Source organism: Streptomyces sp. NPDC047869, from assembly GCF_040704065.1.
GTDB lineage: Bacteria > Actinomycetota > Actinomycetes > Streptomycetales > Streptomycetaceae > Streptomyces.
On record NZ_JBEYRK010000012.1, the window covers coordinates 54,989 to 66,715 of the forward strand.

The 11,727-nt window shown below is 72.2% G+C and carries 9 protein-coding genes; 3 read left to right on the plus strand and 6 right to left on the minus strand.

The features are described 5' to 3' along the window. Positions 1–27: 27 nt before the first annotated feature. On the plus strand, positions 28–936 hold the full coding sequence (locus tag AB0924_RS17635; RefSeq protein ID WP_358935799.1) for an aminoglycoside phosphotransferase family protein: 909 nt from the start codon (positions 28–30) through the stop codon (positions 934–936). A gap of 622 nt (positions 937–1,558) precedes the next feature. On the opposite strand, the gene AB0924_RS17640 is transcribed toward AB0924_RS17635, so the two are convergent. The 3 genes from AB0924_RS17640 to AB0924_RS17650 form a co-directional block, all read right to left on the minus strand. Then, positions 1,559–3,262 (minus strand): proline--tRNA ligase, encoded by a 1,704-nt coding sequence (locus tag AB0924_RS17640; protein ID WP_358935797.1) that lies wholly within the window; start codon positions 3,260–3,262, stop codon positions 1,559–1,561. 110 nt (positions 3,263–3,372) lie between these two features. Beyond that, a complete protein-coding gene (locus AB0924_RS17645) occupies positions 3,373–3,906 on the minus strand; it encodes a GNAT family N-acetyltransferase (RefSeq protein ID WP_358935795.1) in 534 nt (177 codons plus the stop codon). 20 nt (positions 3,907–3,926) lie between these two features. Further along, complete coding sequence (locus tag AB0924_RS17650; RefSeq protein WP_366911871.1) at positions 3,927–4,775, minus strand: GNAT family N-acetyltransferase; 849 nt, start codon at positions 4,773–4,775, stop codon at positions 3,927–3,929. Positions 4,776–5,002: 227 nt separating this feature from the next. Between AB0924_RS17650 and AB0924_RS17655 the strand changes: the two genes are divergently transcribed. After that, complete coding sequence (locus AB0924_RS17655) at positions 5,003–6,853, plus strand: SpoIIE family protein phosphatase (protein WP_366911872.1); 1,851 nt, start codon at positions 5,003–5,005, stop codon at positions 6,851–6,853. 238 nt (positions 6,854–7,091) lie between these two features. Here the strand turns inward: AB0924_RS17655 and ispG are convergent, their stop codons facing one another. The 3 genes from ispG to dxr form a co-directional block, all read right to left on the minus strand. Continuing rightward, positions 7,092–8,249 carry a flavodoxin-dependent (E)-4-hydroxy-3-methylbut-2-enyl-diphosphate synthase gene (ispG, locus tag AB0924_RS17660; protein ID WP_358935789.1) on the minus strand — a complete coding sequence of 386 codons (1,158 nt, stop codon included), beginning with the start codon at positions 8,247–8,249 and terminating at the stop codon, positions 7,092–7,094. 170 nt (positions 8,250–8,419) lie between these two features. Further along, the gene (locus tag AB0924_RS17665; protein WP_358935787.1) at positions 8,420–9,724 is read right to left on the minus strand and encodes a site-2 protease family protein; all 1,305 of its coding nucleotides are present in this window, start codon (positions 9,722–9,724) and stop codon (positions 8,420–8,422) included. After that, positions 9,721–10,986 (minus strand): 1-deoxy-D-xylulose-5-phosphate reductoisomerase, encoded by a 1,266-nt coding sequence (gene dxr / locus AB0924_RS17670; RefSeq protein WP_366911873.1) that lies wholly within the window; start codon positions 10,984–10,986, stop codon positions 9,721–9,723. The genes AB0924_RS17665 and dxr overlap by 4 nt, the downstream gene beginning before the upstream one ends. 275 nt (positions 10,987–11,261) lie before the next feature. On the opposite strand from dxr, the gene AB0924_RS17675 reads away from it, so the two are divergent. Beyond that, on the plus strand, positions 11,262–11,723 hold the full coding sequence (locus AB0924_RS17675) for a hypothetical protein (protein WP_366911874.1): 462 nt from the start codon (positions 11,262–11,264) through the stop codon (positions 11,721–11,723). The last annotated feature ends 4 nt before the right edge of the window (positions 11,724–11,727 follow it).

An 11,727-nucleotide genomic window follows, 5' to 3' on the forward strand; every position in this document is an offset into this window, starting at 1 on the left:
TCAGGAGAGGAAGGAAACGACTCGCGCATGGTTTTCGAACCGCCCCGGCGGCTGGTGCGGGCGCTCGGTGAGACGGCGCCGGCCGGGGACGACTGGCTGGCACGGCTGCCGGAGACGGCCGAACGGACGGTCGCGCGGCGCGAGTTGACCGTGGAGCGGGTCCAGGTGCCGGGCGGCCGCAGCAGCCTGGTGGTACTGGTCCGGCGGGCGGACGGCACACCGGCGGTGCTGAAGCTGGCCCCGGGCCGGGCCCGGCCGGAGAGCGAGCGGGCGGCGCTGGCGCACTGGGCGGGACGGGGTGCCGTACAACTGCTGGAGTCGGACGCAGGGGACAGCGCGGCCGGGGCGCTGCTGCTGGAGCGGCTGCACCCGGATGTGTCGGTGCGGTCGCTGCCGGAGGCGAAGGCGCTGCTGGAGGCGGCGGGGACGCTGCGGCGGCTGTGGGTCGAGCCACCGGACGGGCATGCCTTCGAGACGGTGGCGGAGCGGACCGGGCGGCAGGCGGAGGCGATGCGGGCGGGCGCGCTGGCCGAGCCGGAGACGGCACCGCTGGTGGACGCGGCGCTCACGGCCCGTGCGGAACTGCTGGCCGCGCCGCCGGAGCACCGGCTGCTGCACGGCACGTTCCGGCAGAGCAAGGTGCTCGCCGGGGAGCGGATGCACTGGCTGGCGGTGGGGCCGGACCCGGTGGTCGGCGAGTGCGCCTTCGATCTCGCGCGGCTGGTGCGCGACCGGGTGGAGGACCTGATCGCCAACCCGTCCGGGGCGTCCACCACCCGTCGCCGGATCAAGCGGCTCGCGGAGTCGCTGGAGGTGGACCTGGAACGGCTGCGGGGCTGGACCCTGTTCCGCGCGGTGGAGTCCGGAGCCCGGGCCCTGCGAGTGGGCCGCCCGAAGGACGCGGAGCTGCTGCTCGAATTCGCGGGCTGGCTGTAGCCCCGGCGGGCGGCGCCCGGCACGGCGGGACGCCCCGCGGCCCCGGTCTGCGCGGCCGCATGCCCGGGCCGTCCTTCGCGCTCGGGGTTCTCTTCCAGGAGACGCGGGCGCGCGCGATGACCGCCGGGACCGGTCCGCTCGCCGCGGCCTCGGGCCCGAGCACGACGCCGGCACGGCAGGGACCCGACAGGCATCGAGCCCTCTGCGCCTCCCGGCGCGATCCAGCAGGACACCGCCCGCAACCGCTCCGCGCGGAGCAGGACGCGAAGCCGCGTCGACGGCCGCCGACGCCCGGCCTGCGCGGCCAGGGGCCCGAGTACGGCATGGACGCGGCAGGGACCCGACAGGCACCGAGCCCCGCGGCTCCCGGCGGGCACGGCATGGACGCGGCGGGGGCCCGGCGCGGAGCCACGTGACCACCGGGGCGGAGGCCCGCCGGACGGGACGTCGTGGTCGGCCAGCATGACCACCGGGGCGCCCACGACGGAACGCCCCGCACCCGCAAGTCACCGGCCGCGACCGCGGCAGCGCCCCCGCGCGGCCACCGGCCCCGACCGCGGCAACGCCACACGGCTCACGCCCCGCTCCCCCGATGGGGCGCGGGGCGCGAGCCGGTCAGGGGTCAGGCGGACAGACGGGCGATGGCGTCCTCGACGGACAGCTCCTCGCGCTCGCCGGTCTTGCGGTCCTTGAGTTCCAGCACGCCCTCGGCGGAGCGGCGGCCGGCCACCAGGATCTGCGGTACGCCGATCAGCTCGGCGTCGGTGAACTTCACGCCCGGGGAGACACCGGCCCGGTCGTCGACCAGGACGCGCAGGCCGGCGGCCCGCAGCCGCTCCGCGACGTCGAGCGCCAGCTCGGTCTGCACCGCCTTGCCGGCGGCGACGACGTGCACGTCGGCCGGGGCGACCTCCTTGGGCCAGACCAGACCGTGCTCGTCGGCGTGCTGCTCGGCGAGGGCGGCGACCGCGCGGGAGACGCCGACGCCGTAGGAGCCCATGGTCACGCGGACCGGCTTGCCGTTCTGGCCGAGGACGTCCAGCTTGAGGGCGTCGGCGTACTTGCGGCCCAGCTGGAAGATGTGGCCGATCTCGATGGCGCGGTCCAGCTTCAGGCCGGTGCCGCACTTCGGGCAGGGGTCGCCGTCGCGCACCACGACGACGTCCACGTACTCGTCGACCTCGAAGTCACGGCCGGCGACGACGTTCTTCGCGTGCGTGTGCTCCTTGTTGGCGCCGGTGATCCAGGCGGTGCCGGGGGCCACCCGCGGGTCGGCGACGTACTTGACCTTGTCGCCCAGGCCCTGGGGGCCGACGTAGCCGCGCACCAGGTCGGGGCGGCCGGCGAAGTCGGCCTCGGTGACCATCTCGACGGCGGCCGGGGCGAAGTGCTCCTCCAGCTTGCCGAGGTCCACCTCGCGGTCACCGGGGACGCCGACGGCGACGATCTCGCCGTCCACCTTGACCAGCAGGTTCTTCAGGGTGGCCGAGGCCTGGACACCGAGCGAGGCGGCGAGGGTCTCGATGGTCGGGGTGTCGGGGGTGGGGATCTCCTCGAGCGCGGGGACGTCCGAGCCGTCCACCGGCTGCAGCTCGTAGGTGATGGCCTCCGTGTTGGCGGCGAAGTCACAGTTCGGGCAGTCGGCGAAGGTGTCCTCGCCGGCCTCGGCCGGGGCGAGGAACTCCTCGGACTTCGAGCCGCCCATGGCGCCGGCGGTGGCCGCGCAGATGCGGTAGTCGAGGCCGAGCCGGTCGAAGATGTTCTGGTAGGCCTGGCGGTGCAGGGCGTAGGACTTCGCCAGGCCCTCGTCGTCGAGGTCGAAGGAGTACGAGTCCTTCATCAGGAACTCGCGGCCGCGCAGGATGCCGGCGCGGGGGCGGGCCTCGTCACGGAACTTGGACTGGATCTGGTAGAGGATCACCGGCAGGTCCTTGTAGGACGTGCACTGGTCCTTGACCAGCAGGGTGAAGATCTCCTCGTGGGTCGGGCCGAGGAGGTAGTCGCCGCCCTTGCGGTCCTTCAGCCGGAACAGCTCCTGGCCGTACTCGTCCCAGCGGCCGGTGGCGTCGTAGGGCTCGCGCGGCAGCAGGGCGGGGAGGGAGACCTCCTGGCCGCCGATGGCGTCCATCTCCTCGCGGACGATCCGCTCCACGTTGGCGAGGACCTTCTTGCCGAGCGGCAGCCAGGACCAGATGCCCGCTGCGGTACGGCGGACGTAGCCCGCGCGGACGAGGAGCTTGTGGCTGAGGACCTCGGCGTCCGCCGGGTCGTCGCGCAGCGTCTTCGCCATCAACTGGGACATGCGCTGGACCGGTGCGTTCGCCATGGTTGTCGTACTCCTGCCGGATGAGGGTCCCCCCGCTCCTGCGAAGCCGGGAGTGGGGGAGGGCTACGGCATAGGAGGTTAGCCGGGCGGGCTGTGCCGGTGGAAATCGGTTAACCCCTGCGCAGCGGCAGGGGGGCGCCCATCACGGCGTACGGCTTGGCGGCGCTCGGGAAGTGCACCTGGCGGGCGAGGTCGATGTAGCCGAGGGAGTGGTAGAGGCCGCGGGCGGGGCTCTCGACGTCGATCGCGGAGAGGATCGAGCGGGGTTCGTCGGCGCCGTCGGTGATGGTGGTGATCAGGCGGCGGCCGATGCCCCGGTTCTGGTGGTCGGGGTGGACGTGCAGCTCGGTGATGACGAAGGAGTCGTCCAGCCAGTATTCGTTCCGCCCGGCGCGGAGGTAGGGCTCCACGACGGTGGACCACCAGTGGCCGCGGGAGTTGGGCATGCCGTAGACGAAACCCACGAGGTGGCCCCGCGCGGTCGTCGCGCCGAGGGCCCGGGCGCCCGGGTACTGCATGTGACGCTGGACGATCTGGCGGCGTACGGCGACTTCCTCCGGGCCCAGACCGAAGGCGAGGGCTTGGACGGACAGGGCCTCATCGACGTGGGCTGCGAGGTCCAGGGGGCCGATCACGAGGTCCATGCGGGGAGCGTACAGGGGCCTCAGAACAGGATGCTCATGAAGGCTCCCACCTCTTGGAAGCCCACCCGGCGGTACGTGCGGCGCGCCGCGGTGTTGAAGTCGTTCACGTAGAGGCTGACCACGGGCGCCACGTCGGCCAGGGCGTAGCGCAGCACCGCCGCCATGCCGGGCGCGGCCAGGCCCCGGCCCCGGTACTCGGGGGCGACCCACACGCCCTGGATCTGGCAGGCCTGGGCCGTCGCCGCGCCGATCTCCGCCTTGAAGACGACCTTGCCGTGCTCGTCGAGGCGGGCGAAGGAGCGGCCGGAGCCGACGAGCTCGGCCACCCGCGCCTGGTACAGCAGGCCGCCGTCCCCGGCCAGCGGGGACACCCCGACCTCCTCGGTGAACATCGCCACGCACGCCGGCATGATCGTCTCCATCTCGTCCTTGCGGATGCGGCGGACGTAGGGATCCGGGGCGATGTCACCGGGCATGCGGTCGGTGACCATCAGGGGCTGCTGGGCGCGGACCTCGCGGGCCGGGCCCCAGTGCGGTTCGAGCAGGCGCCAGAGCTGGGCGGTGGAGTCGGCGGGTCCGACGATGGAGGAGCAGCGGCGGCCGGCCCTGCGGGCGCGGTCGGCGAAGGCGCGCACCGCGCGCGGGGTGGCGCAGATGGGGACGAGGTTGGCACCGGCGTAGCAGAGGGACGTGAGCATGCCGTCCTCGTACCAGCCCCACATCTCGCCGCCGAGCCGCCAGGGGTCGAGGCCCGCGACCTGCACCCGGGAGGTCACGAAGGCGTTCGCGACCGGCTCGCGGTCGAGGACGGCGAGCGCGGCGTCAAGGTCGCTCGGTTCGAGCACCCGGGAGGTGGTCTGGGTCAACACGGGCGGGGCCTCACGCTGGGGTTCTGCTGATCTCCGCACTGTACCTGCGGATTCCTGGCGGCGCCGCCCCCCGGTACCGGGCCCGGGGCCGCGGTGGGGCCGCGGGCAACACGCCGCGCCGAAGAGGGAGCGACCCGCGACTAAAGGTGAAAATGACACAAGAAGCCATTTATCGGACGGTGGCGGGAACGCGGTGGGTGTGGCACCGGAAACGAGGGCGTGAGGGCATGAGCGGGGCGGACGCGAGCCGTGAGCCGGAGCTCCCGGACGCGATCCTGCGTGATCTGGGCACCGGTGTCTTCACCATCGACCTGGCCGGTCGCATCACGTACGTCAACCCGTGGGCCGAGCAGCTCCTGGGCCGGACGGCCGGCGAGATGCTCGGCCGTGACGCGCACGACCTTCTGCACCGCCGTCCCGACGGCAGCGCGGTGCCCCGCGAGCAGTGCCTGATGCGGGCTCCGCTGCATGACAACCGGTCCGTCGAGCAGGGCAGCGAGGAGTACTTCCTGCGCGCCGACGGCACGACGCTGCCGATCATCTGGGCGACCACTCCCCTGCGGCTGGCGGGCCTCAGGGCGGGGCTGGCGATCGTCTTCAGCGACTTCAGCCTGCACCGGGAGGCCGAGCGGCGGGCGGCGGCGCGCACCAGCGCCCTGGAGGCGCTGACTGCCCGGCTGAACCTGGTGTCGAAGATCTCCTCGGTGCTGATCTCGGCCCGGAACCCGACCGGTCAGGTGCGCCGGGTGCTGCGGATGCTCGTCCCGGAACTGGGCGACTGGGCCGCGGTGGCCCTGCGCTCGGAGCGGACCGGGGCGCTGGAGCGGGTCGCCGTCCGCTGTCCTGCGCACCCGCACCGGGCGAAACAGCTGGAGGGTCCGCTGTCGCCGCTGCCGCGCAGGGCCCGCCGGGCGCTGGCCCGGGCGACGAGTGACGAGGAGCCCGTGCTGCTGATCGCGGAGGAGCTGCGGGACGGGGACGCCCCGCTCGCCGCGACCCACGGGCCGCTGTTCGAGCGGCTCGGCGGTCACTCGGCCGTCGTGGTGCCGCTGCGCGCCCGCCGGCACCACTACGGGATGCTGACCGTGGGCCGCGCCGACGCGTCCCCCGCGTTCACCGACGCCGAGGTACGGCTCCTCGCCGACCTGGGCTGGCGTGTGGCGCTGGTGCTGGACAACGAGCGGCTCTACGAGGAGCAGCGCAACGTCGCCGCGACCATGCAGCGTCAGCTGCTGGCCCCGCTGCCCCAGGTGGACCACCTGCGGATGGCCGCGCGCTACCTGCCCGCGCAGCGGGCGATGGAGATCGGCGGCGACTGGTACGACGCCTTCCTGCTCAGCGACGGGGTGATGGCCCTGGTGATCGGGGACGTGGTGGGCCACGACCTCAAGGCCGCCGCCCACATGGCCGAGGTCCGCAACATGCTGCGGGGCCTGGCCTGGGTCGACCGGGAGCCGCCCAGCGTGATCATGCGCCGCCTCGACGAGGCGGTGACGAACACCAGCGACGCCCCGATGGCCACGCTGCTCTTCGCGCGGATCGAGGGCCCCGAGGGCGGCCCATGGCGGCTGCGCTGGGTGAACGCCGGGCACCCGCCGCCGCTGCTGGTGAGCCGTGAGGGCGAAGCGCGGTTCCTGACCGGCGGGCACGGGCCGCTGATCGGCATGAGCGCCACGCTGCACCTGGGCCTGAGCTGGCCGGACGCCACCGCGGAACTGCCCGCCGAGTGCACGCTGCTGCTCTACACCGACGGCCTCGTGGAGAGCCGGGACCGCCCGATCGACCTCGGCATGGCCAAGCTGCGCCACCACGCCGCCATGCTGGCCGGGCGGCTGGGCGAGGGGACCGTGGACGACTTCTGCGACGAGCTGCTGAGACGGATAGGGCCGAGCGGTGACGACGTGGCCCTGCTCGCGCTGCGCATGCCGGCCGCAGGCGCGGGCGCCCCCGGCGACCGCAGCGCCCCACCGCCTCCGCAGTCCCCCTACAGCCCGGCCGCCCCGGACCGCGCCGCTCCCGGCTCGGTCCAGCAGGACGCCCCGGTCCAGGACCCGACGCGGGGCGAAGGAGAGGAGTGAGGGGACCCGCCGCATCCCGCCCGGCTCGCAGAGGGGCGCCCGGGGCACGCCCGACGGGGCACGCCCCACGGCACGGTGACCTCGCCGCGCGCTACCGCTCCCCCACCTCCCCGACAGCCGGACGCCCCGGGCCCGGCCCGCTCCGGACGCGTCCAGCAGGACGTTCCGGCGCAGGGCCTGGCACGGGGCGCGCGAAGGGAGCGAGCCGGCCGGCAGTTCGGGCCGGCCGGTGTGGGCGTCAGCCCGCTACCGAGACCTCGGGCTCGCCGGAGGCCACGCCGTCGGCCTCCATGGCCTCGGCGAGCTTCATGGCCTCCTCGATGAGGGTCTCCACGATCTTGGACTCGGGGACGGTCTTGATGACCTCGCCCTTGACGAAGATCTGGCCCTTGCCGTTGCCCGAGGCGACGCCGAGGTCGGCCTCGCGGGCCTCGCCGGGGCCGTTCACGACGCAGCCCATGACGGCGACGCGGAGCGGGACCTCCATACCGGTCAGACCGGCGGTGACCTCTTCGGCCAGCTTGTAGACGTCGACCTGGGCGCGGCCGCAGGACGGGCAGGAGACGATCTCCAGGCCGCGCTGCTTGAGGTTCAGGGACTCCAGGATCTGGTTACCGACCTTGACCTCCTCCACGGGCGGCGCGGACAGCGAGACCCGGATGGTGTCGCCGATGCCCTGGGAGAGCAGCGCGCCGAAGGCGACCGCCGACTTGATCGTGCCCTGGAAGGCGGGGCCGGCCTCCGTGACGCCGAGGTGCAGCGGGTAGTCGCACTGGGCGGCGAGCTGCTTGTAGGCCTCGATCATCACGACCGGGTCGTTGTGCTTGACCGAGATCTTGATGTCCCGGAAGTCGTGCTCCTCGAACAGGGACGCCTCCCACAGGGCCGACTCGACCAGCGCCTCCGGGGTGGCCTTGCCGTACTTCTGCAGCAGCCGCCGGTCCAGGGAACCCGCGTTGACGCCGATCCGGATCGGGGTGCCGTGGTCCCTGGCGGCCCGCGCGATCTCCTTGACCTTGTCGTCGAACTGCTTGATGTTGCCGGGGTTGACGCGGACGGCGGCGCAGCCCGCCTCGATGGCGGCGAAGACGTACTTCGGCTGGAAGTGGATGTCCGCGATCACCGGGATCTGCGACTTGCGGGCGATGGTCGCGAGGGCGTCGGCGTCGTCCTGGGTGGGGCAGGCGACCCGGACGATCTGGCAGCCGGACGCGGTCAGCTCGGCGATCTGCTGGAGGGTGGCGCCCACGTCGGACGTACGGGTCGTGGTCATCGACTGGACCGAGACGGGCGCGTCCCCACCGACCGCCACGGATCCGACCTGGATCTGCCGGCTCTTCCGGCGCTCGGCCAGCTTGGTCGGAACGGACGGCATGCCGAGAGAAATCGCAGTCATCTGCTGTGCAACCCCAAGTCGTGGATCAAGGTCCGGTCCCGTGATCGGCGGGCTCCAGGCTTCGAGATTACGGCACGGGCGCGGGCCGGGGCACATCCCACCCGGCAAACACGCTCAATGGAAGGCGGCCCGGAACACGGGGCTTCCGGGCCGCCTCCGACATCCGGTGGCTAGGAGATTTTCACCGGGTTAACGACGTCGGCGATCAGCACGAGGATCGTGAAGCAGACGAAGATGCCCGCCACCACGTACGCCACCGGCATCAGCTTCGCCACGTCGAAGGGGCCCGGGTCCGGGCGGCGCAGCACGCGGGCGACGCCGCGCCGCAGCGACTCCCACAGGGCGCCCGCGATGTGCCCGCCGTCGAGCGGGAGCAGCGGGAGCATGTTGAACAGGAACAGGGAGAGGTTGAACCCGGCGACCACGAACACGGCCATGGCGAGCTGCTGCGAGGCCGGGATGTCCAGCGTGGCGATCTCGCCGGTGACCCGGGCCGCGCCGACGATGCCCATCGGGGAGTCCGGTTCGCGCGGGCCGTCGCCGAAGGCGGCGTCCCACAGGGCGGGGATCTTGCCGGGCAGGGCGATGAGCGAGTCGACGGCGTCGCCCACCCGGTCGGTCATCCAGGTCACGGACTGGCCGAAGTCCTGTTTGACGACACCGGTGGCGGAGCTGAAGCCGAGGAAGCCCGCCTTGACGTACTGGCCCTGGACGTAGGTTCCGCTGGAGTCCTTCTTGGCGACCTGGTTCGTGGCGATCTTCGCATGCAGGGTCAGCTCCTGGCCCTTGCGGTCGACGACGAGCGTGACGTCCTTGCCCGCGCTGTCCCGGATGAGGTCGGACAGCGTGTTCCAGTCCCTGGTCGGCGTGCCGGCGAAGGAGACGATGCGGTCGCCGTTCTTCATGCCGGCGGCCGCCGCCGGGGAGGCGGGGTCGGACTTCTTGCAGCTGTCGCGGTTCTCGCTCTGCGCGATGACGCAGGGCGAGACGGAGGCGACGGTGGTGGTCTGCTGCTGGATGCCGAAGCCCATCAGCACGGTGAGGAACAGGCCGATCGCGAGCACCAGGTTCATGAACGGGCCCGCGAACATGACGATGACGCGCTTCCACGGCTTGCGCGTGTAGAACATGCGTGTCTCGTCGCCCTCCTTCAGCTCCTCGAAGGCGGCGGAGCGGGCGTCCTCGATCATGCCGCGCCACGGCGAGGTGGAGCGGGCGGAGACCCGGCCGGCGTCGTCGGGCGGGAACATGCCGATCATGCGGATGTAGCCGCCGAGCGGGACGGCCTTGATGCCGTACTCGGTCTCGCCCTTCCTGCGCGACCAGATGGTCGGGCCGAATCCGACCATGTACTGCGGGACGCGGATGCCGAAGAGCTTGGCCGTGGACAGGTGCCCCAGCTCGTGCCACGCGATGGAGACGAGCAGGCCGACCGCGAAGACCACTATGCCGAGGATGAACATCAAGGTCGTCATGCACGCGCCTCCGCGGTCCGGTCTGTCAGTTCGCGGGCCCTGGCCCGGGCCCAGGTCTCCGCTTCGAGGACGTCCGACACGGTGAGCGGAGTTCCCGTGACCGGGGTGCCGTGCTCCTCCACCACCCGGGTCACGGTCTCCATGATTCCGTTGAAGGGCAGTGCGCCGCTGCGGAACGCCTCGACGCATTCCTCGTTGGCGGCATTGAACACCGCCGGAGCGGTGCCCGCGAGCTGCCCCACGTGCCGGGCGAGGTTCACCGAGGGGAAGGCCTCGTTGTCGAGCGGGAAGAACTCCCACGTGGAGGCCTTGCTCCAGTCGAAGGCGGGCGCCGCGTCCGGGACCCGTTCGGGCCAGCCCAGACCGATGGCGATGGGCCCGCGCATGTCGGGGGGCGTCGCCTGGGCGATCGTGGATCCGTCGGTGAACTCGACCATCGAGTGGACATACGACTGCGGATGCACGACGACCTCAATGCGGTCGAAGGGAATGTCGTAGAGCAGGTGCGCCTCGATGACTTCCAGGCCCTTGTTGACGAGGGTCGCCGAGTTGATCGTGATCACCGGGCCCATCGCCCAGGTGGGATGCGCGAGGGCGTCCTCGACGGTGACGTTCGCCAGCTCCGCCCTGGTCCGGCCGCGGAAGGGGCCGCCGGACGCGGTGACGACGAGCTTGCGCACGTCGGCGCGGGTGCCGGAGGCGAGTGCCTGGAAGAGCGCGGCGTGCTCGGAGTCCACCGGGATGATCTGCCCGGGCTTGGCGAGCGCCTTGACCAGCGGGCCGCCGACGATCAGCGACTCCTTGTTGGCGAGCGCCAGGGTGCGGCCCGCCTCCAGGGCGGCCAGGGTGGGCGCGAGGCCGATGGACCCGGTGATGCCGTTCAGCACGGTGTGGCAGTCGGAGGCCGCGAGGTGGGTGGCCGCGTCCGGTCCGGCGAGGATCTCGGGCAGCGGCTCCGAGGCGCCGTAGAGCCCGGTCAGCGCCTCGCGCAGGGCGGACACGGCGTCCTGGCGGGCGACCGCGACGGTCCGCGCCCGCAGGCGGTGCGCCTGCTCGGCGAGCAGGGCCGGGCGGGCACCGTTCGCGGAGAGCGCGGTGACCCGGAAGCGGTCGGGATGGCGCAGCACGAGGTCGATGGCCTGGGTTCCGATGGACCCGGTGGAGCCGAGGATCACCACGTCCTTCGGGCCGTCGCCCGCGACGGGGTCGTACACGAGGTGCGGGTCGGCGAGGGGCGCGGGGCTGGCGGGACTGTCGGTCATCCCCCCATTGTCGCCGCAAGCCGCGCGCGTCCGGACAGGGCGTCCCCCATGGAAGGGCGCGTCACCGGTTTTCGTCGCCGGATGGGGTGATTGTTCTTGAAACTCCCCATGTGGGGTCGAGGTGAACATCATCCACACCCGCGCGTCAACGACGACCGCGAGGGCCGCCGGACCGGGTGATTTCCCGGGTGCGGGGCCCTCACTCATGGCATCCTGCCCGCTGGAGCCAAGTCCAAGTGGCTCACAGGGGGAGGAGAGACACCACGATGAACCGCATGCGCACGACCGCGACCGTCCTGGCGGCGGCGGGGGTCGTCACCGCCGCTCAGCTCGGTCTGGGCGGTGTCGCGTCCGCCGCGACGGCGACGAGCACCGGCTGCCCGGTCGACCTGGTCTACCCGAGCCGCTTCTACGTCGACTCGCACGGCTGGGTGACCAACGGCGGTCTGTACTTCGGGATCAAGAACAAGAGCACCACCAAGAGCTTCAAGAAGGTCACGTTCACCGTCACGAACGTCCGCAACATCCGCTTCGGCACGGCCAAGGCGAAGGACGGCAAGGTCACCAAGAACACGACCAAGACGGTGTCCGTGTACACCACGACGCTCAAGAAGAAGACCAGCCTCGGGCTGAAGGTGCCCACGCACCTGCTCAACACCCGTTCCTACAAGGTGAAGTTCACCCTGAAGGGCACCGGCTGGAACTGCGCCTCGAACCAGGGCACCTGGGGCGTCTGAGCCC